Source organism: Streptomyces sp. NPDC048295 (genome assembly GCF_040652135.1).
GTDB lineage: Bacteria > Actinomycetota > Actinomycetes > Streptomycetales > Streptomycetaceae > Streptomyces.
Window position 1 is genome coordinate 63087 of record NZ_JBEZLL010000027.1, and the last position, 21893, is coordinate 84979.

At 70.3% G+C, this 21893-nt stretch carries 17 protein-coding genes; 4 read left to right on the forward strand and 13 right to left on the reverse strand.

The annotated features are described in order from the left end of the window. Positions 1 to 110: 110 nt before the first annotated feature. The 3 genes from AB0D53_RS31985 to AB0D53_RS31995 form a co-directional block, all read right to left on the reverse strand. The gene (locus AB0D53_RS31985) at positions 111 to 1013 is read right to left on the reverse strand and encodes an ADP-ribosylglycohydrolase family protein (protein ID WP_362452633.1); all 903 of its coding nucleotides are present in this window, start codon (positions 1011 to 1013) and stop codon (positions 111 to 113) included. Between the two features lie 12 nt (positions 1014 to 1025). Beyond that, entirely contained in the window at positions 1026 to 1685 is a 660-nt protein-coding gene (locus tag AB0D53_RS31990; RefSeq protein WP_362452634.1) for a histidine phosphatase family protein, read from the reverse strand. Between the two features lie 198 nt (positions 1686 to 1883). Then, the gene (locus AB0D53_RS31995) at positions 1884 to 3494 is read right to left on the reverse strand and encodes an ABC-F family ATP-binding cassette domain-containing protein (protein WP_362452635.1); all 1611 of its coding nucleotides are present in this window, start codon (positions 3492 to 3494) and stop codon (positions 1884 to 1886) included. A gap of 82 nt (positions 3495 to 3576) precedes the next feature. On the opposite strand from AB0D53_RS31995, the gene AB0D53_RS32000 reads away from it, so the two are divergent. Beyond that, positions 3577 to 4236 (forward strand): TetR/AcrR family transcriptional regulator, encoded by a 660-nt coding sequence (locus AB0D53_RS32000; RefSeq protein WP_362452636.1) that lies wholly within the window; start codon positions 3577 to 3579, stop codon positions 4234 to 4236. Positions 4237 to 4281: 45 nt separating this feature from the next. Here the strand turns inward: AB0D53_RS32000 and AB0D53_RS32005 are convergent, their stop codons facing one another. Continuing rightward, positions 4282 to 4887 carry a YdbC family protein gene (locus AB0D53_RS32005; protein WP_362452637.1) on the reverse strand — a complete coding sequence of 202 codons (606 nt, stop codon included), beginning with the start codon at positions 4885 to 4887 and terminating at the stop codon, positions 4282 to 4284. Between the two features lie 89 nt (positions 4888 to 4976). Here AB0D53_RS32005 and AB0D53_RS32010 point away from each other — a divergent pair, with 89 nt between their 5' ends. Then, on the forward strand, positions 4977 to 5933 hold the full coding sequence (locus AB0D53_RS32010; RefSeq protein ID WP_362452638.1) for a DUF1152 domain-containing protein: 957 nt from the start codon (positions 4977 to 4979) through the stop codon (positions 5931 to 5933). A 146-nt stretch (positions 5934 to 6079) separates the two neighbouring features. After that, entirely contained in the window at positions 6080 to 6616 is a 537-nt protein-coding gene (locus AB0D53_RS32015) for a TerD family protein (protein WP_362452639.1), read from the forward strand. A 94-nt stretch (positions 6617 to 6710) separates the two neighbouring features. Here the strand turns inward: AB0D53_RS32015 and AB0D53_RS32020 are convergent, their stop codons facing one another. The 5 genes from AB0D53_RS32020 to nrdR all read right to left on the reverse strand — a co-directional run bounded on the left by AB0D53_RS32020 (position 6711) and on the right by nrdR (position 13840). Continuing rightward, positions 6711 to 9107 carry an excinuclease ABC subunit UvrA gene (locus tag AB0D53_RS32020; RefSeq protein ID WP_362452640.1) on the reverse strand — a complete coding sequence of 799 codons (2397 nt, stop codon included), beginning with the start codon at positions 9105 to 9107 and terminating at the stop codon, positions 6711 to 6713. Positions 9108 to 9239: 132 nt separating this feature from the next. Next, complete coding sequence (locus AB0D53_RS32025) at positions 9240 to 9650, reverse strand: VOC family protein (protein ID WP_362452641.1); 411 nt, start codon at positions 9648 to 9650, stop codon at positions 9240 to 9242. A gap of 5 nt (positions 9651 to 9655) precedes the next feature. Further along, entirely contained in the window at positions 9656 to 10105 is a 450-nt protein-coding gene (locus tag AB0D53_RS32030; protein ID WP_362452643.1) for a helix-turn-helix transcriptional regulator, read from the reverse strand. 167 nt (positions 10106 to 10272) lie between these two features. After that, positions 10273 to 13167: a vitamin B12-dependent ribonucleotide reductase gene (locus AB0D53_RS32035; protein WP_362452644.1), complete on the reverse strand. Its 2895-nt coding sequence runs from the start codon at positions 13165 to 13167 to the stop codon at positions 10273 to 10275. Between the two features lie 160 nt (positions 13168 to 13327). Then, positions 13328 to 13840 (reverse strand): transcriptional regulator NrdR, encoded by a 513-nt coding sequence (gene nrdR, locus AB0D53_RS32040; protein ID WP_362452646.1) that lies wholly within the window; start codon positions 13838 to 13840, stop codon positions 13328 to 13330. A 522-nt stretch (positions 13841 to 14362) separates the two neighbouring features. On the opposite strand from nrdR, the gene lexA reads away from it, so the two are divergent. Continuing rightward, on the forward strand, positions 14363 to 15157 hold the full coding sequence (gene lexA / locus AB0D53_RS32045) for a transcriptional repressor LexA (RefSeq protein WP_362452647.1): 795 nt from the start codon (positions 14363 to 14365) through the stop codon (positions 15155 to 15157). 81 nt (positions 15158 to 15238) lie between these two features. Here lexA and AB0D53_RS32050 read toward each other — a convergent pair whose 3' ends face one another. Genes AB0D53_RS32050 through AB0D53_RS32065 form a run of 4 tightly spaced genes read right to left on the reverse strand, consistent with a single transcriptional unit; the run spans position 15239 to position 21890 of the window. Next, positions 15239 to 17209, reverse strand: a complete 1971-nt coding sequence (locus tag AB0D53_RS32050) for an ATP-dependent DNA helicase (protein ID WP_362452649.1) — start codon at positions 17207 to 17209, stop codon at positions 15239 to 15241. 38 nt (positions 17210 to 17247) lie between these two features. Further along, positions 17248 to 19146 (reverse strand): IucA/IucC family siderophore biosynthesis protein, encoded by a 1899-nt coding sequence (locus AB0D53_RS32055; RefSeq protein ID WP_362452650.1) that lies wholly within the window; start codon positions 19144 to 19146, stop codon positions 17248 to 17250. A 60-nt stretch (positions 19147 to 19206) separates the two neighbouring features. After that, positions 19207 to 19971 carry a GNAT family N-acetyltransferase gene (locus tag AB0D53_RS32060; protein ID WP_362452652.1) on the reverse strand — a complete coding sequence of 255 codons (765 nt, stop codon included), beginning with the start codon at positions 19969 to 19971 and terminating at the stop codon, positions 19207 to 19209. 44 nt (positions 19972 to 20015) lie between these two features. Continuing rightward, positions 20016 to 21890, reverse strand: a complete 1875-nt coding sequence (locus AB0D53_RS32065) for an IucA/IucC family protein (protein ID WP_362452653.1) — start codon at positions 21888 to 21890, stop codon at positions 20016 to 20018. Positions 21891 to 21893 lie beyond the last annotated feature (3 nt).

A 21893-nucleotide genomic window follows, 5' to 3' on the forward strand; every position in this document is an offset into this window, starting at 1 on the left:
GCGTGGCCGAAAGAGTAGCTTCCGCTCGCCGGTCCGGGCCGTGCGCGGAGGAGCTGTGGCAGTACCGTGACAGTCGGGCGGCCCCTGGCAGGCGCTCCGTGGCGCCCGCCCTACCGCGGGAGCCAGTCCGGCAGCTCCTCCGTCCGTGCCGTCCAGTCGGCCGGCGGCGCGCCCGCACGGCTCGCCGCGACGATCCCGCCGGCGATCGCGCAGGTCGTGTCGACGTCCCCGCCGGCCTGGGCGGTCACCCAGAATGCCTGCTCGAAATCGCCGAGGCTCCGCGCCGCCGACCAGAGGGCGAACGGAACGGTGTCGTGTGCACTGGTACGCCGGCCGTTGCCGAGGACCGCCGCGACCGTGCCGGCGTCGCCGTAGTCGAGCATGTCGCGTGCCCGTCGCAGTCCGGCGCCGACGGCGCTGCGCGGTACGAGCGCGACGACGCCGTCCAGCAGCTCCGCGGGGGAGGGCGGCCCGGCCGGCGCCGCCGCGAGTGCGGCAGCCGCCGCGACGGCCATCGCGCCCACGACCGCCTCGCGATGCTGGTGCGTGGTGTATGAGGAGATCTCGGCCTGGTGCGTGGCCTGCTCCGGGTCGTCCGCGTACCAGGCGCCGAGCGGGGCGATGCGCATCGCCGAACCGTTGCCCCAGGAGCCCTGGCCGTTGAAGAGCGCGGACGCCAGCTCCCGCCAGTCACCGCCTTCCCGGACCAGTCTGAGCAGCCGGTTCACGGCGGGGCCGTATCCCCGGTCGAAGTCGTGGTGGCCGGCGAAGGAATGGGCGAGCGCGTCCTGGTCGATCCGCTCGTGCTCCACCAGCACGGCCAGCACCGAACACGCCATCTCGGTGTCGTCCGTCCACTGCCAGGAACCTGGTGGAAGCTCGCGTTGCTTCAGCAGCGGATAGTTGACGGGCACAAAGAACTGGGAGCCCAGTGCGTCTCCCACGGAGAGCCCGCGCAGGCTGGCAAGGGCACGTTCGAAACGTTGGCCGGAGGCAGAGTCAGCGGTTGTCATCGCCTCTCCACTCTATCCGGTGATGCCGTACGGCTCAGGGGTGCGCCAGCGCTCGAACGGCCGGTCAAGGGTGTAGCGCCCGTCCTCGCCGAGTACCAGCGTCCGGGTCTCTCCGTTGCCCGGATTGGACAGTGACTCGAACTCGGCGACCGACCAGTGGAACCAGCGCATGCAGAACAAACGCATGGTCAGTCCGTGTGTGACCAGCAGAACGTTCGGCGGATGGTCAGGGTCCTCGAAGCTCCGGTGCAGGCTCTCCAGAAAGGCCCCCACCCTGTCGTACACATCGGCTCCGGACTCCCCCTGGGCGAAGCGGTAGAAGAAGTGGCCGTACGCGTCCCGGTAGGCCTTCTGCAGCCGTACGTCGTCGCGGTCCTGCCAGTTTCCCCAGTCCTGCTCGCGCAGGCGCGGCTCCTCCCGTACCCGTACCCGTCGAAGGTCCAGACCGAGGGACCGGAAGGTCTCGTGGGTGCGCCGGTAGGGCGAGATGTACACGCTGACCCGCTCGCCGTCGAACAGCGCGCGCAGCCGCACTCCCGTCTCCCTGGCCTGCCTCAGCCCCGCCGCGGTGAGTCTCAGCGCATGGTCCGGTTCGCGCTCGTACACCGTGTCGTCGGCGTTTCCCTCGGACTCCCCGTGCCTGACTAGGACAATGCGTTGCGGTCGTGCCATGTACCGACCCTAAGGGCTGTCCCGTAGTCCCTGGTGGATCAGCCTGCGGCGTCGGACGCGGTGCATCGCGAGGCGGAGGGACGCCCGAATGCTGGACGTATTCGGGCGTTCCGGCAACGCGGCGAGGTGCCGTGGCTGTCGTCGCACGCCCGCCGGGGATTACGGGACAGCCCTTAGGGCCTCTCGAACGACTGCGGCTCATTCGAGGAGCCGGCCGGACTCCATCCGTCGGATGTCGCCGGTGAAGCGGCGGCGCAGCAGCCGGTCGTGCGAGACCACGACCAGGGCGCCCGGCCAGTGGGCCAGCGCTTCCTCCAGTTCCTGTACGAGTCCGAGGGCCAGGTGGTTCGCCGGCTCGTCGAGCAGCAGCAGATCAACGGGCCGGGCCAGGAGGCGGGCGAGGGCGAGCCGCCTGCGCTGTCCTGCAGAGAGCGACCCGACCGGCACCCGCAGGTCCCGGGGGCGGAAGAGCCCGTACGAGAGCAGCAGTTCCGCCTGCTCGTCATCGGTGAGCGGCAGCCCTCGGCCGAAGGTGGTGAGCACGGACTCCGCCGGGCGGTGCACCGGGATCTCCTGCGCGAGGTAGCCGGTCCCGCCCCGCCGGACCACACGGCCCTCATCCGGTTCGAGCACGCCCGCCATCACCCGGAGCAGGGTGGACTTCCCCGCTCCGTTGCCTCCGTGGATCAGCAGTCTCCCGGCCGCCGCCACGGAGAGCCGGTGGACCGCGAGTCGGTCGCCGACCCGTACGTCCGTCAGGGAGACCAGCTCTCCCCCGGCTGCGCCGGCCGTGGGCCGGGCGGCGAAACGCAGCGGGTCCGGGGGTCTGGGGACGGGCTGCGACCTGAGCCGCTCCAGGCGCCTGTGCGCGTCGCGGACGCGGCCGGACACCGAGGCCTGGACCCGGCCCGCCGCCCGGTCGTACGCCATCTTGTTGTTGTCCTTGATGGCGCGGCCGACGGCGACGCCATGGGCGGTGGTAGCCGCGTACTCCTCCAGTCGCGCGGTTTCCTCGCACCACTGGGCGTAGGTCTGTTCCCAGCGCTGCCGTGCGGCGCGCTGCTCGGCACGGAATCCCCCGTACCCTCCGCCGTAGCGCACGACCGTCCGCCGGTCGGCGTCGACCTCCAGCACCGCGGTGGCGACCTGCTCCAGGAAGATCCGGTCGTGGGACACGGCGACCACTGTGCCGGGGTGGGACCGCAGTGTGCTCTCCAGCCAGTCGAGCGCGGCTCCGTCCAGGTGGTTGGTGGGCTCGTCGAGCAGCATCACTTCCGGACACGCCGCGATCAGGCAGGCGAGACCCAGCCTCGCCTGCTCGCCGCCGGAGAGACTGCCCAGTTTCCTGTCCGGTCCCATGTGTCCGAGGCCGAGGCCGTGCATCGCCCTGTCGACGCGTGCGTCCGCCTCGTATCCCCCGCGCGACTCGAACTCCGTGAGCAGGTCTCCGTAGGCGGCGAGCGCGGCATCGTCGGCCGCACCGAGGTCCGCCTCGATCTCGCGCAACTTCCGCTCCACGGCGCGCAGTTCCGCGAGCGCGTCATCGACCGCGTCCTGGACCGTACTGCCGGGCGGCAGCCGGGGCGTCTGGGACAGCAGGCCGATGCCGCGCTCCGCGGCCGTGAACACGCTCCCGGAATCGGGCTGTTCGAGCCCCGCGAGGAGCCGGAGCAGAGTCGTCTTCCCCGCGCCGTTCTCCCCGACGACGCCGATCCGTTCACCCGGGCGCACGGTCAGCGAGACATCGTCGAGCAACAGTCTGTCGCCACGGGTCATGGTCACGCCGCGAAGAGAGATCTGTGTGGGCAAGGGCACCTCCGGGCTAACGCAATCATTGTCGCATTAGAGCGAGTGTGGCAGACTGGACCCACTAACGCAACAGGAGTAGCAATTGACTGAGCAGAGATCCTCATCGGAGCCCGATCCGCCGGCGCCCCCGGCCGCCCCCGGCACCAGCCGTCCGGGCGGCAGGACCGCCCGCACCCGGGCGGCCGTCCGTGACGCCGTCCTCACCGGCCTGGTGGAGCACGGCTACCCGGGCCTCACCGTCGAGTACGTCGCGGAGCACTCCGGCATCCACAAGACGACCCTCTACCGCCGCTGGGGAAACCTCGAAGGGCTCCTCGTGGACGCCCTGGACCTGGCCGGGGAGGACAGCTGGGCCCCGCCCGACACCGGAAGCCTGGAGGGAGATCTGCGCGCCCTGGCTCGGACGACGGCCGCCGCCTTCGAGGACCCCGCCGCAGCGGCCGCGCCGACCGCGTTCATCGCCGCGGCCTTCCAGTCCGAGCGTGCCGCAGAGGCGCTGAACGCCTTCTACACGGAGCGGTTCGCCCGCTGCGAGGCCATCGTGGCGCGCGCCGTCTCCCGGCGCGAGCTGGACCGGCGCACGGACGCGGCGGCACTGGTCAGGGCCGTGGTCGCGCCGCTGTTCCTCAGACTCTTCATCACCCGCGAGCCCGTGGACGGGACGCTGGCCGACCGGTCCGCCGACGCGGCTCTGGCAGCGGCCCGCGCCGGATCCTTCAACTCCCCTGCCGCATCCGCCTGATGAACCGCCCGGAGCGCCCTCGCTTCATCGCTCCGGCCGCGCCGGTCACACCGTCCACGACGGCTCCAGCTGTACGACGTCCCCTGCCAGCTCCGCCACGTCGTCCTCGAGCTGCGCCCGTTGCGACAGCCGCTCGATGCTCCCCGCCCGGTACTTGCCGCGCTCGGCGCTCGACTGCCACATCGACAGCACGAGGAACTCCTGCCCCGGCGCCTCCCCGAACACCCCGCGCAGCATGCCGGGCGAGCCGGCCATCGCCGGATTCCACACCCTCTCCTGCATCAACGCGAAGTGCTCCACCCGGTCCTCGCGCACCTTGCTGTGCGCCACCCGGACGACATCCGCGTCGGTGAAGCGCGGCTCGAAGCCGGTCTTCACATCGAAGCGGTGCTCGAAGAGTTTGACCTGGATGCCGCTGTACGTGCCGGACTGGGCGGCGGCCAGGCCCTCGTGCGCACGCGCCATGAACGAGTCGTAGAAGACACGGTTCTCCCAGAAGGCGAAGATGTGCGCCACATCGGGACGCCCCCGGCTCCACCCGCCGCCCTGGCCCCTGAATCCGGGCTCGCCGAGCAGCCCCGCCCACTTCCGCTGCCCCCGTTCAAAACCTCGACGGTCCACCACGGTGCAACGAATCCACTTGACCAGCACCGCGCCATCGTACGGTGCCGGGCGTGGCAGCGGTCACGCCCGGACGGAGTAGTCCCGAACCGACCGTCCTGTAACGCAGAATGATCTCCATGGCCCCGTTGCACACCAACCCCCTGTTCGCCCGGCTCGAATCCGCGGAACGTGTCCTCGTCGCAGGGGCCGGCGACGGATTCGACATCTACGCCGGACTGCCCATCGCGCTCTCCTTGCTCCACCAGGGCAAGCAGGTACAGCTCGCCAATCTGTCGTTCAGCGCTCTCGAAGGGCTGCCCCTCGATTCCTGGATCGCGCCGGACGTCGCCGCGATCACCCCCGAAACCTCCCTCCACCAGGCGTACTTTCCGGAGCGGACGCTCGCCCAGTGGCTCGGCCTGCACGGCTATCCGAGCACGGTCCACGCCTTCTCCCGAGTGGGCGTGCAACCACTGCGTGCCGCCTACCGGGAACTGATCGGGAAGTACGACATCGACGCGGTCGTCCTGGTCGACGGCGGTACGGACATCCTGATGCGCGGTGACGAGTCCGGCCTCGGCACACCGGAGGAGGACCTCACCAGTGTCGCCGCGCTCGCGGCGATCGACGTGCCGGAACGCCTCGTCGTCTCCATCGGTTTCGGCATCGACGCGTACCACGGGGTGAGCCACGGCCTCGTACTGGAGAACATCGCCGCGCTCGAACGCGACGGTTCCTGTCTCGGCGCGTTCTCCGTGTCCCGTGCGAGCCGTGAGGGCGCGCTCTTCGTCGATGCCGTGGCACACGCCCGGCACCACACGCCCGACCACCCCAGCATCGTGAACGGGTCGATCGCCGCCGCCGTCCAAGGAGCATTCGGGGACGTGCAGTTCACCTCACGCACCCGTGGCAGCGAGCTGTTCATCAACCCGCTGATGACGCTCTGCTTCGCCTTCGAGCTGGAGGGAGTGGCCCGCAACTGCCTCTATCTCGACCGTATCGAGGACACCCAGCTCATCCGTCAGGTCAGCAGCGCCATCGAGGTCTTCCGGGACGAGATCCGGCAGCGACCGCCACGGCGCATACCGCACTGATCCGGAGCGGCCACGCGGGCACGGGCCGTCGATGGCCCGATTCCATCGCCGGGAACCAAGCCGGTTGGCTCCACGGTCGGTTACGGACATGATCGGGTGATGTGAACGGCCCGACGGCCCAGCGGACAGCCAGGGAGGCATCTCCGATGAGCACGCCCAACAAGGACATCGACAAGGTCGAGGTCAGACTCAAGTGGGACCCCAGCCCTTCGGGCGCACCAGCCCACGACCTCGACATCATCGCGGCGACCTACCTCGCCGAAGCGCCGTACGGCAGCCCCGCGTACCTGGTGCACTTCGACAGCCGCTCGCCGGACGGCACCATCATCCTCAACCGCGACAGCAGGACCGGCCAGGGGTTCGGCTTCGACGAGGTGATGACGCTGGAACTGGAGCGGTTGTCGGACACGTACAGCCGGGTCGTCGTCGGGGTCGCCATCCAGCAGCGCGACGGCCACAAGACGTTCGGCGAGATACCGAACACCGGTGTCCAGGTCCGGGAGGGCTACACGAATCTGGCGGAGGACGACTTCTCCGCCGTCGGCGCGGCCACCGCGGCGACCGTGGCCGAGTTCGTCCGGAGCGCCTCCGGGTCCTGGGAGTTCCACGGCACGGTCCGGGGCTTCGACGGCGACCCCGAATCGTTCGCCGCGACGATGGGAAGCCGCGCGTCCGGCGCCTGACACGTCGCTGGGCACGGTCCCGTGGAGGCATCGCGGGAGCGTGGCCTCCAGGGCCCCGCGCGGTCGTGTCGTGCGCCCGCGCGAGGCCCTCCGGTCAGGCCCCGGCGTACTGCGCGAGGTGCTCGCCGGTGAGGGTGGAGTGGGCGGCGACGAGGTCGGCGGGGGTGCCCTCGAAGACGATCCGGCCGCCGTCGTGACCCGCGCCGGGCCCCAGGTCGATGATCCAGTCGGCGTGCGCCATGACCGCCTGATGGTGCTCGACGACGATGACCGACTTGCCGGAGTCGACGAGCCGGTCGAGCAGGCCGAGGAGCTGCTCGACGTCGGCGAGGTGGAGGCCGGTGGTCGGCTCGTCCAGGACGTACACCCCGCCCTTCTCGGCCATGTGGGTCGCCAGCTTCAGCCGCTGCCGCTCGCCACCGGACAGCGTGGTGAGCGGCTGGCCGAGGCTGAGGTAGCCGAGCCCGACATCGGCGAGCCGCTCCAGGATCCTGTGCGCGGCCGGCGTGCGCGCCTCGCCGGCGCCGAAGAACTCCTCCGCCCCGGTCACCGACATCGCGAGCACCTCGCTGATGTCGCGGCCGCCGAGGCGGTAGTCGAGCACCGATGCCTCGAACCGCTTGCCCTCGCACTCCTCGCAGGTGGTGGCGACGCCCGCCATCATCGCCAGGTCGGTGTAGATGACCCCGGCGCCGTTGCAGGTCGGGCAGGCGCCCTCGGAGTTGGAGCTGAACAGCGCCGGCTTCACACCGTTGGCCTTCGCGAACGCCTTGCGGATCGGGTCGAGCAGTCCGGTGTACGTCGCCGGGTTGCTGCGCCGCGAACCGCGGATGGCCCCCTGGTCGACCGAGACCACGTCCGCGCCCGCCGGGATCGACCCGTGCACGAGCGAGCTCTTGCCGGAGCCCGCGACGCCGGTGACGACGGTCAGCACGCCGAGCGGAATGTCGACGTCGACGCCCTGGAGGTTGTGTGCCGTCGCGCCACGGATCTCCAGCGTCCCGGTGGGCTCACGGACCGCCTCCTTGACGACGGTCCGGTCGCCGAGATGACGGCCGGTGATGGTGTCGCCGGCCCGCAGCCCCTCGACGGTGCCCTCGAAGCAGACGGTGCCGCCCCCCGTGCCCGCGCCGGGACCGAGGTCGACGACATGGTCGGCGATGGCGATCGTCTGCGGCTTGTGCTCCACCACGAGCACCGTGTTTCCCTTGTCCCGCAGCCGCAGCAGCAGGTCGTTCATCCGCTGGATGTCATGGGGGTGCAGACCGATGGTGGGCTCGTCGAAGACATAGGTGACATCGGTGAGCGAGGAGCCGAGGTGGCGGATCATCTTCACGCGCTGCGCCTCGCCGCCCGACAGCGTGCCCGACGGCCGGTCGAGCGAGAGGTAGCCGAGGCCGATCTCCACGAACGAGTCGAGGGTCCGCCGGAGCGCCGCGAGCAGCGGGGCCACCGACGGGTCGTCGAGGCCGCGCACCCACTCCGCCAGGTCGTTGATCTGCATCGCGCAGGCATCGGCGATGCTCAGCTTCCTGATCTTCGACGAGCGGGCCTCCGCGCTGAGCCGGCTGCCGTCGCACTCGGGGCACGTGGTGAAGGTGACCGCCCGCTCCACGAATTCCCGGATGTGCGGCTGCAACGCCTCCTTGTCCTTGGACAGGAAGGACTTCTGGATCTTGGGGATCAGTCCCTCGTAGGTGAGGTTGACGCCCTCGACCTTCACCTTGGTCGGCTCCCGGTAGAGGAAGTCCTGCATCTCCTTCTTGGTGAACCTGCGGATCGGCTTGTCCGGGTCGAGGAGGCCCGACTCGGCGTAGACCCGCACGGTCCAGAAGCTGTCCGACTTCCAGCCGGGAATGGTGAACGCACCCTCGGCGATCGACTTGGAGTCGTCGTAGAGCTGGGTGAGGTCGATGTCGGAGACCGTGCCGCGGCCTTCGCAGCGGGTGCACATGCCGCCGGTGCGGGTGAAGGTCCGCTTGACGGTCCTGGTGCGGTCGGCGCCGCGGTCGACCTTGAACGCACCGCTCGCCTGGACCGAGGCGACGTTGAAGGAGAAGGCCTGGGGCGAGCCGATGTGCGGCTTGCCGAGCCGGCTGAAGAGGATGCGCAGCATCGCGTTGGCGTCGGTGGCGGTGCCGACCGTGGAGCGGGGATCGGCGCCGAGTCGCTGCTGGTCGACGGTGATCACGGTCGTCAGCCCGTCGAGCACATCGACCTCGGGCCGCGCGAGGGTCGGCATGAAGCCCTGTACGAAGGCGCTGTACGTCTCGTTGATCAGCCGCTGCGACTCGGCGGCGATGGTGCCGAACACCAGTGAGCTCTTGCCCGAACCGGAGACTCCGGTGAACACCGTCAGCCGGCGCTTCGGGATCTCGATGCTGACATCCTTGAGGTTGTTCACGCGCGCGCCGTGCACGCGGATCAGGTCGTGGCTGTCGGCGGCGTGCGGCGCAGGCGACTGCGTGTCCGTCCTCTTGGCCATGCTCATCGTTTCTCCATCTGTCGGGCGGAGCCGCCTCGCGGTCTCCGTCTGCGTCGCCTGGCTCGGCGTCCTGGGCGTCGAGCGGTACGCCCGGTTCTGCGTCGTCCGCGCGGCGCGTGGCCGCGATCGCCGGACGGTTCAGCGCACCTCGTTGATGCGGACGAGATTTCCGGCGGGATCACGGAAGGCGCAGTCGCGGATCCCGTACGGCTGCTCGGCCGGCTCCTGGACGACCTCGGCACCGCCGGCCTGGAGCCGGTCGAAGGTGGCGTCGAGATCGGCGGTGGCCAGGGTGATGATGGCGTAGGTGCCCTTGGCCATCATCTCGGCGATGGTGCGCCGCTCCTCCTCCGTGACGCCCGGATCCGCGGCCGGCGGATGCAGGACGACGGATGTGCCGGGCTGACCGGCGGGACCGACCGTGATCCAGCGCATCCCGCCGAACCCTACGTCCTTGCGGATCTCGAAGCCCAGGATGTCGCGGTAGAAGGCCACGGAGGCGTCCGGGTCCTCGTGCGGAAGGAAGCTGGAGTGAATCGTGATGTCCATGGACGTCACGCTAGATCGCGGCCCGCGGACCGCGCTTCTCGATTCCTGATCGGTCTGGTGACCTGCTTCGCCACGCAGGACGGCATCCCCACCGTCGCACGCGTCGCCTCCCGCCGGTAGACGCTGGGCGGCATGCCCACCAGCTCGGTGAAACGCGTGCTGAAGGTGCCCAGCGACGAGCAGCCGACCGTGAAACAGACCTCGGTGACGCTGAGATCGCCGCGCCGCAGCAGTGCCATCGCCCGCTCGATGCGCCGTGTCATCAGATATCCGTACGGCGACTCGCCGTACGCCTGCCGGAACGCGCGGCTCAGGTGCCCCGCCGACATGTGCACGCCACGGGCGAGCGCCTCGACGTCCAGCGGTTGCGCGAACTCCCGGTCGATCCGGTCACGGACACGGCGCAACCGCGCAAGGTCGCGCAGGCGCTGCGCCTCATCGGGTCTGCTCGTCATCTGCGAGATGGTGCCACACCACGGTGACCACCGCTCGCCGGCCCGGGAGCGCATCACGGCGAAGGGCGCCGACCGGAAGTCGGCGCCCTTCTTGAGCTGCGGTTCAGCCACCCGGACGGATCACGTGGAACGACGCGTCCCGAGCCGTCGGGCGGCCGGCCGGCCGGTCAGCTGCAACCGCTGGTCGAGCCGCAGCCCTCGCAGATGTAGCAGGATCCGGCGCGCTGCATCTTCGTACCGCAGGAGAAGCAGAGCGGCGCGTCCGCGCTGATGCCCAGCTGCATCTCGACGAGCTCCGCCGAGGTGTGCGCGGTCTTCGGGGCGGGCTGCTCCGCCTCCTGAACCGCGGCCACCGCCTTCAGCGGCTCCGTCCGCACCGGGGCGGACTGGGCGAGGCTCTCGATGTCCAGCTCCTCGTCCTCGAGGGAGGGCTCGTACGAACCCGTGTCGAGGTGGCGCTGACGCTCCTCGGCCGAGTGGATGCCGAGCGCCGAGCGGGTCTCGAAGGGCAGGAAGTCCAGCGCGAGGCGGCGGAAGATGTAGTCGACGATCGACTGCGCCATCCGCACGTCCGGGTCGTCCGTCATGCCGGCCGGCTCGAAGCGCATGTTGGTGAACTTCGAGACGTACGTCTCCAGCGGGACGCCGTACTGCAGACCGACCGAGACGGCGATGGAGAAGGCGTCCATCATGCCCGCGAGGGTGGAGCCCTGCTTGGACATCTTCAGGAAGACCTCGCCGAGACCGTCGTCCGGGTAGGAGTTGGCGGTCATGTAGCCCTCGGCTCCGCCCACCGTGAAGGAGGTGGTGATGCCGGGACGGCCCTTGGGCAGACGCTTGCGGACCGGGCGGTACTCGACGACCTTCTCGACCGCGGTACGGATGGTCTCCTCGGCCTTGGCGGTGACCGCCTCCTTCTCCTTCTCCTTGGTCTTCGCGGAGAGGGGCTGGCCGACCTTGCAGTTGTCGCGGTAGATCGCGAGCGCCTTGACGCCCATCTTCCACGCCTCGAAGTAGACCTCTTCGACGTCCTCGACGGTGGCCGTCTCCGGCAGGTTCACCGTCTTGGAGAGCGCGCCGGAGATCCACGGCTGGATCGCGGCCATCATGCGCACGTGACCCATCGCGGAGATGGAACGCTCGCCCATCGCGCAGTCGAAGACCTCGTAGTGCTCGGTCTTCAGGCCGGGGGCGTCGATCACATTGCCGTGCTCGGCGATGTGGGCGACGACCGCCTCGATCTGCTCCTCCTGGTAGCCCAGGCGGCGCAGGGCCTGCGGGACGGTGCCGTTGACGATCTGCATCGAGCCGCCGCCGACCAGCTTCTTGAACTTGACCAGGGCGAGGTCGGGCTCGAGACCGGTGGTGTCGCAGGACATCGCGAGACCGATGGTGCCGGTGGGCGCGATGACCGAGGCCTGCGCGTTGCGGAAACCGCTCTTCGCACCGAGGCGGATGACGTCCTGCCAGGCCTCCGTCGCGGCGGCCCAGATCGGGTTGTCCAGGTCGTCCATGTGGACGGCCGCGGCGTTGGCGTCGGCGTGCTGCTTCATGACGCGCTGGTGCGGCTCGGCGTTGCGAGCGTAGCCGTCGTACGGGCCGACGACCGCGGCGAGCTCGGCGGAGCGCTTGTACGAGGTACCGGTCATCAGCGAGGTGATGGCACCGGCGAGGGCGCGGCCGCCGTCGCTGTCGTAGGCGTGGCCGGTCGCCATCAGCAGGGCGCCGAGGTTGGCGTACCCGATACCGAGCTGGCGGAAGGCGCGGGTGTTCTCGCCGATCTTCTGGGTCGGGAAGTCGGCGAAGCAGATGGAGATGTCCATCGCGGTGATGACCAGCTCGACGACCTTGGAGAAGCGCTCGGACTCGAAGGACTGGTTGCCCTTGCCGTCGTCCTTGAGGAACTTCATCAGGTTCAGCGAGGCGAGGTTGCACGAGGTGTTGTCCAGGTGCATGTACTCGGAGCACGGGTTCGAGCCGTTGATCCGGCCGGACTCCGGGCAGGTGTGCCAGGCGTTGATGGTGTCGTCGTACTGGATACCCGGGTCGGCGCAGGCCCAGGCGGCCTCGGCCATCTTGCGGAAGAGGGACTTGGCCTCGACCTCTTCGATGACGTCGCCGGTCATGCGGGCCCGCAGCCCGAACTTGCCGCCGGACTCGACGGCCTTCATGAACTCGTCGTTCACCCGGACCGAGTTGTTGGCGTTCTGGTACTGGACGGACGTGATGTCGTCGCCGCCCAGGTCCATGTCGAAGCCCGCGTCGCGCAGGGCGCGGATCTTCTCCTCCTCCTTCACCTTGGTCTCGATGAAGTTCTCGATGTCGGGGTGGTCGACGTCGAGGATGACCATCTTGGCCGCGCGCCGGGTGGCGCCACCGGACTTGATCGTTCCGGCGGAGGCGTCGGCACCACGCATGAAGGAGACCGGGCCGGAGGCGTTGCCGCCGGAGGACAGCAGCTCCTTGGAGGAGCGGATACGGGAGAGGTTCAGGCCGGCTCCGGAGCCGCCCTTGAAGATCATGCCCTCTTCCTTGTACCAGTCGAGGATCGACTCCATGGAGTCGTCGACGGACAGGATGAAGCAGGCCGAGACCTGCTGCGGCTGGGGCGTTCCGACGTTGAACCAGACCGGCGAGTTGAAGCTGAAGATCTGGTGCAGGAGGGCGTGGGCCAGCTCGTGCTCGAAGATCTCGGCGTCCGCGGGAGAGGCGAAGTAGCCGTTGTCCTCACCGGCCTTGCGGTACGTCTTCACGATCCGGTCGATGAGCTGGCGCAGACCGGTCTCGCGCTGCGGGGTGCCGACGGCCCCGCGGAAGTACTTGCTGGTGACGATGTTGACCGCGTTCACCGACCAGAAGTCGGGGAACTCGACGCCACGCTGCTCGAAGTTGATCGAGCCGTCGCGCCAGTTGGTCATGACGACGTCACGGCGCTCCCACGCCACCTCGTCGTACGGATGTACGCCGGGGGTGGTGTGGATGCGCTCGATACGCAGACCCTTGCTCGACTTGGCTCCCTTGGCTCGGGAACCTCGTGCCGGGCCGCTCGCCGTCTCTGTCATGCCGCCTCCCATATGTGGGCAAAAACACCCTGAAGTGCCCAGAACTTCCCGGGGCACAGTCTGTCTCTGATGCCTCGGACGCCACGCAGAGCGCCCGGAGCAGGTCTATGAAGCCGCCCTGCCGTCGATCCACGGAACCGTGTCGACCGGCCGGCGCCGCTCAGTCGGCGGCGACGGCGGGAACGGGGACCTCGACGGTCTCGCCCTTCCCGCGTTCCTCCACCGAAGGCCACCGCTCGCGGAGTTCCGCGATGGCGGCCTCGAAGTCTTCGAGTGTGTCGAACGCCCGGTACACGGACGCGAAGCGCAGGTACGCGACGAGGTCGAGTTCCTGCAGGGGGCCGAGGATGGCCAGGCCCACGTCATGAGTGGTCAGCTCGGCACTGCCGGTGGCGCGCACCGCCTCCTCGACCCGCTGGCCGAGCTTGGCGAGGGCGTCCTCGGTGACCGGCCGGCCCTGGCATGCCTTGCGCACGCCGGAGATGACCTTGGTACGGCTGAAGGGTTCGGTCACACCGCTGCGCTTCACCACCATCAGCGAACAGGTCTCCACCGTCGTGAAACGGCGGGAACAGTCGGGGCACTGGCGGCGACGCCGGATCGACGTGCCGTCGTCGGTGGTGCGACTGTCGACGACCCGGCTGTCGGGGTGCCTGCAGAAGGGGCAGTGCATGGCTCCCAACCCTCCTTCACAGCACGACTGAATAGCCTCTCCAGGGCCCGTCGGGGCCCTGCGAAGCTGTCACAAGCATAGGCGATGGCCACACCCTCGGCGGACCGGGGACCACAACTTCTGGGCGGCTGGAACAATCCAACCACTAGATCTTGGGTTTGGCCGCGCATTCGGCCCTACCGCGTGTCGCGCGTCACGAGCGACCGGCAGGCAGCGTACGGCCGCCCACGAGGTTACGGGAACGACGCGGCCGCCAGGATCGCGGGGCTCTCCTTGTCGGACCCGGACAACGACCCGGCGGCCACCCCGCATGGCGGCGGCGCCCCGTCGGCCGCTACCGTGAAAGCCCGGATCGCGGGTCGGCCCGCAGCCGGTTTCCCGGCCACTCGGTCATCGCACATACACCCGGCAGAGAAAACGCGGCAGACTTTTATTCGTTTTTCACTCGAACGTGTGTTTGGCGCAACCTTTCGAAAGCTACTACCGTTGTCCAGCTAGGGAGACCATTCGAGAGGGGCCGACGTGACCACCACCGCAGACAGTGCCACCATCACTGCCCAGGACCGCTCCCAGAGCCGATTCGAGCCGGTGCATGCCATGAATGACTCAGTCACGAACTTGGAGGGGCCAGAGCCCGCGCGCCCAGCGCGCTCATTGCCCGGCCGACCTCCTGGTATCCGGGCGGACAGCTCGGGGCTCACGGACCGGCAGCGGCGCGTGATCGAGGTGATCCGGGATTCCGTGCAGCGGCGTGGATACCCGCCCTCGATGCGGGAGATCGGTCAGGCCGTGGGCCTGTCCAGCACGTCCTCCGTCGCCCATCAGCTGATGGCTCTGGAGCGGAAGGGCTTCCTTCGCCGCGACCCCCACCGCCCGCGGGCGTACGAGGTCCGCGGTTCGGACCAGCCCAGCTCACAGCCCACCGATACGACCGGCAAGCCCGCGGCGTCGTACGTGCCGTTGGTCGGCCGGATCGCCGCCGGTGGCCCGATCCTCGCCGAGGAATCCGTCGAGGACGTCTTCCCTCTCCCCCGCCAGCTCGTCGGTGACGGCGAGCTGTTCGTTCTCAAGGTCGTCGGTGACTCGATGATCGAGGCGGCCATCTGCGACGGCGACTGGGTGACCGTACGCCGCCAGCCCGTCGCGGAGAACGGCGACATCGTGGCGGCCATGCTGGATGGCGAGGCCACCGTCAAGCGCTTCAAGCGGGAGGACGGCCATGTCTGGCTGCTCCCGCACAACTCCGCGTACCAGCCGATCCCCGGCGACGAGGCGACGATCCTCGGCAAGGTGGTGGCGGTACTGCGGCGGGTGTGAAGCCCGCCGCTTCCGACCGGGCCCCGGGATCCACTGCGCCGATCCCGGGGTCCTGCCATGCCGCCGACCGCCCGGGGCCGACTACGCGCCGTCCGCCTTGGCCGCCGCGTCGATCGCCGCGAGCGAGCGGCGCGCCTGATTGCGGTCGGTGGTGTACCAGAAGTCGGGCAGCGAGGCGCGCAGGTAGCTGCCGTACCGGGCGTTGGCCAGGCGCGGATCGAGCACGGCCACCACGCCCTTGTCGCCCATGGCCCGGACGAGCCGGCCGGCGCCCTGGGCCATCAGCAGCGCGGCATGCGTCGCCGCGACGGCCATGAAGCCATTGCCGCCCGCCTCCTCGACCGCCTTCTGGCGCGCGCTCATCAGCGGATCGTCGGGGCGTGGGAACGGGATCCGGTCCATGACCACCAGCTGGCAGCTGGCCCCCGGCACATCGACGCCCTGCCAGAGCGACAGCGTGCCGAAGAGGCAGGTCTCGGGATCGGCGGCGAAATTCTTGATCAGCTCGCCCAGCGTCTCCTCGCCCTGCAGCAGGATCGGCTTGTCCAGTCGGCCCCGCAGCTCCTCCGCGGCCGCCTGGGCCGCGCGCATGGAGGAGAACAGCCCGAGCGTGCGCCCGCCCGCCGCCTCCACCAGCTCGGCGAGCTCGTCCAGCATGTCGGTGCGGGAGCTGTCCCGCCCCGGCGTGGCCAGATGCCTGGCCACGTACAGGATGCCCTGCTTCGGGTAGTCGAACGGCGAGCCGACGTCGAGGCCCTTCCACTGCGGCATGTCGTCGCCCGCGGTGCCTTCGGGAGCCAGGCCGAGCGAGGCCCCCACCCCGTTGAAATCCCCGCCGAGCTTGAGCGTGGCCGAGGTCAGGACGACGGACCGCTCGGTGAACAGCTTCTCGCGCAGCAGCCCCGAGACGGAGAGCGGTGCGACCCTCAGGGAGGCGCCGAAACGGTCGTGGCGCTCATACCAGACGACGTCGTACTCCGAGCCCTGGGCGATCCGCTCGGCCACGCCGTGGATCGTCTCCACCGATGCCAGAGCCTGCTTGCGGACGACGTCCTCGTCCTGGACGGACTTGTCGCGCGTGGCGCCCAGGGCCGAGATCACGGTGCGCGCGGCGTCGCGGAGCGCCAGCAGCGCGTAGCCGAGGTCCTCGGGGACCTCTTCCAGGCGGCCGGGAAGCGCCAGCTCCATCACCCGCTCGAACCCTTCCGACGCGGTCTGCAGCGCGTCGGCGGCCTTCTCGTTGACCAGCTTCGCCGCGCGGCGCACCGCGCGGTTGACCTGGCCGGGGGTGAGCTCGCCGGTGGCCACCCCGGTGACCCGGGAGACCAGCTCATGGGCCTCGTCGACGATCAGCACCTCGTGCTGCGGGAGCACCGGGGCGCCCTCGATGGCGTCGATGGCGAGGAGTGCGTGGTTGGTGACGACGACATCGGCGAGCTTGGCCCGCTCACGCGCCTGCTCGGCGAAGCACTCCGCGCCGTACGCGCACTTGCCGGCACCCACGCACTCGCGGGAGGAGACGGAGACCTGGGCCCATGCGCGGTCGGAGACCCCGGGGGTGAGGTCGTCGCGATCGCCGGACTCGGTCTCGTCGGACCAGTCCCGGAGCCGGATCAGGTCCTGGCCGAGCTTGCTCGACGGGGCCGCCGCCTCGAACTGGTCGAAGAGCCCCTCCTCCTCTTCCTGCGGCACTCCTTCGTGGAGCCGGTGCAGACAGAGATAGTTCGACCGGCCCTTGAGCATGGCGAACTGGGGGCGCCGGCGCAGCAGCGGATGCAGGGCGTCGACCGTGCGCGGAAGGTCGCGCTCCACGAGCTGGCGCTGGAGCGCCAGCGTTGCCGTGGCCACCACCACCCGCTCCCCGTGGGCCAGCGCGGGCACCAGGTAACCGAGCGACTTGCCGGTGCCGGTGCCGGCCTGGACGAGCAGATGGGAATGGTCGTCGACGGCCTCGGCGACGGCCCCGGCCATGGCGGCCTGGCCTGGTCGTTCCGTCCCGCCGACGGCGGTCACGGCGGCGTGCAGGAGCTCGGGGAGGGATGGCTTCGTCATAGCCCGACCAGCGTACGGGGCCCCACTGACAACAGCGGTCACTCCCGGACTCCGGCGGAGGGGTGGAGCGGATTGGGAACGGTCCCGTGGATGGCCGCGTGCGGGCGCTGGGGGCGGTCCCGGTATCCGTCGACGTGCAGGCGGTTGCGGTTGAGACAGAGGCGCGCGATGCGAGGGGTCAGCAGGTCGAACATCTCGAACCGCTCCTTGAGCTCGGGGAAGCGGGCGTGGTGGCGCAGGATCTCGGCGCGGACGAGTGACCAGAAATCGTCCTCCGGAACCCCCAGCTGTTCCTCGCAGAGCGGGGAGAGGAAGCGGAACACCCCGATGAACAGTCCGGCGTGGATGAACTGGGTGAGGAAGGAGGGTTCCTCGGTGAGCAGGACGCGGCGTACGTCCTCGGGCATCGACTCGTGCTCCGGCAGTGGCCGGGCGCTGACGTTCACGTCGTCGACGAAGTCCTTGATCGCGAGGCGCACCGGCACGTCCTGGTCGTCGAAGACCACGATGGCGTTCTCGCCGTGCGGGGAGAACACCGTGCCGTACCGGTAGAGGAAGTGCAGCAGCGGCGGCAGCAGGGCGGCGAAGAGGCGGGTCAGCCAGGCGGTGGGCGTCAGCCCGGAGCGGGCGACGAGCTCGGCGGTGAAGGCGCGGCCCTGCGGATCGGTGTGGAGCAGCGAGGCGAGGGTCCGGGCCCGCTCGCCGGGCGCGAGCCGGGGCTGGAGGGGTTCGCGCCAGATCGCGCCGAGGATCTCCTTGAACTGGTACGGGGCCTCGGGAAGGTGGTCGTAGAGCGGGTGCTCGACCGCCACCGAGGCCACCTCGCCGAGCAGGATGACCCCGCAGGTGTCACGCAGATAGGCGTCCTGGTCGCGCAGGCCCTGGACCCAGTCGGTGACGGCGGGGGCCGCGAGGGTGCGTTCGGTCGGCAGTCCCCGCCAGACGAGGGTGTTGAGGATCGACAGGGGCAGTTTGACGGTGTGCCGCTCGGGACGGGCCACGTTGCTGAAGGTGCGGATGGACTGCTGCGGCAGCCTGAGGTCCGCGTCGGCGTGCAGCGGCACGATGTCCCCGGCGGCGATGGCGGGGGCGAAGACCGGAACGATCCATTCGTCCCACTGCCAGGGGTGTACGGGAAGACAGAGGTAACCGGCGGGGTCGAGGCCGCGGGCGCGGAGCACGGCGGCGAAGGAGTCACGGACCGACGGGTCGAGCTCCTGTGCGTACAGCTGCTCCGGCACGCCCAGGCGGGCCACTCCGCGGTAGCCGGCGATCCTCGTGGAGACCGCGATCCATGGCAGCGTGAGGGGCTTGCGGGCCTCGGGGGTGTAGCGCGAGGCGTCGGCGGCGGAGAAACCGAGGCGGCCCTTGTTGGCGACGAGCCAGGGGTGGCCGGTCTGGTGCCCTTCCAGTTCGGCGTAGTCGAGCTCGGCCAGCCGGGCGGCGGGGAGCGCGGTGTGGTCGAGCCGGGCGTCGGCGGCGAGGGTGGTGGTGATCTCACGGATGAGGTGGCCGAGGGTCGCACCGTCGATGTCCAGGAGCCGGCGGGCGCGTACGAGGAACTGGAGGGGATCGTGGAAGGGGACGGCCCCGGTGTTCCGGCTGCCCGGCCGCTCGCCGTCGGGCCCCGCCCCGGCCGCCGTTCCGGGGGCGCTCCCGGGCGTCTCCAGAATCGAGTCCGGGGCGATGTGCCAGCTCCCGTACACGCCCCGCCGGGCGCTGAAGCCGAGGGTTGCGCCGTCGTCGAGGCCGAGGGTGTACCTGTCGCCTCCGCCCGCCTGCCGGGCCGGCTCGACGACTTCCTCGTAGGCGAACTGGGCGAGCATCTTCGCGAGCAGTCGGGCGGCGGCCCGGTCCCAGACCGCCCGGTTCAGTTCCGGTGTGCTGAACAGCTCGGCGGACTTCGCTGAATCATGGCTCTCGGGATATTTCGGCACGGGGACTCCTCGGGATGGAACCGATGGGGTTCGAGCGGTGTGAGGTGGATGGCAGTTCGTTCACAGCTGGGCACGATGGGTTCGGTCGCGGACCATCAGGGCGGCTCGTTTGTCAGGGAGTTCGAGCTCCGCGGAGAAGCGGAATCCGGCACTCAGGAAGGCGGAGACGGACGGGGTGTTACGGAGGTCGGGTTCCGCGACCACACGCGCGCACCGGGGACGCTGGTCGAGCACGAGGTCGGCGACGGCCCGCAGCAGAGTGGTGCCGAGGCCGCGTCCGCGGTTGTTCACACCGCCGATGAGCAGGTGGATTCCGGTGTCGTGCGGACGGGCCGGGTAGTGGCGTGCCAGCGGGTCGAGATCCGCGCGGTAGATCTCCCAGTAGCTCATGGGGACGCCCTCCAGCACGCCGAGGCAGGGGACGCTGCGTCCGTCACCGTCGAGTTGAGGGCGCAGATGGGCGGCGGTCACGGCCTCGGGTCCGGCGAGTTCCCAGAAGGCCGCGACCGCGGGGTCGTTCATCCAGCGGCTCAGCACGGCGAGGTCGCGTTCCAGTCGCACGGGCACGAGCTGGAGGACTCCGGCCGGAGTGGTGACCGGTCGCCAGTCGGCCGGGCGGTCGAGCAGATCGGAGGAGGCGGCCCTGCTCACGGCCGGCGTCGCACCCGCCGCCCGGCCCGCGTCGCCCTCGGCGGCCGGGGGGTCCTCCCCGAACAGGGCGAGGAGCTCCTCGGGGAGCTCCAGGTCCAGGGTGTCCTCGGCACCCGTGTCGGCCGGTGGGACAGGGCCGGTACCGGCGTCGGTCTGCGCATCGGCGCTAGCCACGGTGTCGCGCTCCTCTCGGCGGTTCAGGAGTTGGTCATGTTCCCTCAGACACACAGGGGGTTGGCAATGGTGACGTAGACGGACTGGGTGTCGACGGGGCCGACGAGTTCGTCCAGACCGTGCATCCGGGTCAGCAGGTTGGCCTTGCACCGCAGATGGGGCTTTTCCAGCAGATGGGCGGAGAGCGGGGAGCCCAGGGCGGCGGCCGAGCCGAGGAATCGGCGGAAGGCCGCGACGAGTACGCGTTCGTCGGCGAGGTGCTGGGCACCGAACGCGCCGATCAGGCCGAAGACGTTGTTGATGCCGAGGTAGTAGGCGAAGCGTTCGTCGGTGACCGCGTCGGAGACGAAGGTGTCGCTGACCGATCCGATGCCGGGGAGCCGGTCCTCCAGCGCCGTGCGGTGGGACTCGCGGAAGTAGTAGCCCTGGTTGTCGCGGTATCGGCCGCCGACCGGCCAGCCTTCGGGGCCCAGCAGCACCAGGGTGTTCTGCTGGTGTGCTTCGAGCGCCACGCCCGCGTGGCCGTCGAGCCAGAGCACGGGGCGCACGACGCGGTCCAGGTAGCGCAGGAACCACTCGGCGGCGACCGCGCCCACGGTCCTTCCGGTGAGGGCGGCCAGCGTGTGAACGATCTCGGCGAGGCGCGAGTGCATGCCGATCCGGCCCGGCCAAGGACGCGGGGCGGTCAGGGCCGCGATGCAGACCGCGTCGTCGTGCGGCCCGAAGGGGTTGTGACGGAGCATCACGTCCAGGCCCCGCACGGGCTCGCCGTCGAGACCGTCGACGGCGAGCCAGGCGGGGTCGCGGACGATGTCGAAGCCCGGGTGGGCGGCGTGCCACCGGGTGGCGAGCCCGGTGCGGAGCAGCCGGTGCACCTCCACGCCGCGGTGGAGTTCCTTGCGGAGGTTCTCCCGGCGGGAGTTGGTGATGCGTACGCCGAGGGAGAGCTTGAGCATGACCTCGGCGCCGGGCCGGTGCACGGTGCGGACCGAAGAGGTGGGGTGCCAGCGGCTGCCGTGGGGTCCCAGGTCGTGGAGGAGTCCGGCGTCGAGCAGCGCGGCCACCTCGGGACGGTGTGCGAGCTCGCGGGCCTGCCAGGGGTGGAGCGGGATCGGCACGGTGCCGCCGGGGAGCCGCAGGCCCTCGGCGTAGGAGGTGAGCAGCTCGGTGGCCGGTACGGGACGGCCTCCGTCGGTCCAGGCGGAGTCGGTGGCCAGCACGGACCGGTCGACGGCCATCCAGTGCAGCGGGAAGGATCCGTGCGACTCGGGTGAGTAGAGGCGGGACTCCGCGTCGGAGAGCCCTTCGCGGCTCTTGGGGGTGGGGTGCAGCGGGTGTCCGAGCAGCAGGGACTGCTCCGCGGTGAGGAAGAGGTCCGCCCCGGCCGGGGCGTGGGGGGCGCGGCGCCGTTCGGTGATGAAGCCGGCGGTGCGCCGTACCGAGTCGGCCACCCGGGCCACCAGGTCGGCGCCCTCGTCGCGGTCGGCCTCGCGGCCCAGGAGGGCGGCGACCATGACGGCGTCGGCGGGCGGTGCTCCTTCGGGCGCCCCCTCCAGCACGGGTGGGCCGAAGCGGTGGCAGCCCGTGGCCGACCAGTAGAGGACGGGGACGAGCAGCGCCGTTCCGCTGGCGGGGAGCGGGATCCGCAGCGTACGGCCGTCCGGGCCGGGCCGGCCGGTCTCCCGGACCCAGCAGCGGAGAAGATTCTCCGCGCCCGCGGTGTCGGCGGCCCGCAGCGGGTCCGGGTGGTCGAGCGGATCGGCCGAGGGCCTGCCGATGGCCGCGGGGTCCGGGGTGCACCGCTCGTCGGGCGGTGCCGTCATCTGGCGCGGCACCGTGGACTGTTCGACGACGAGGGGGCCGGCGAGCTGCGGGGTGGGGGGAGAGCCGTCGGCCTGGGGCGCGGGGGTGGGGTTCACGGC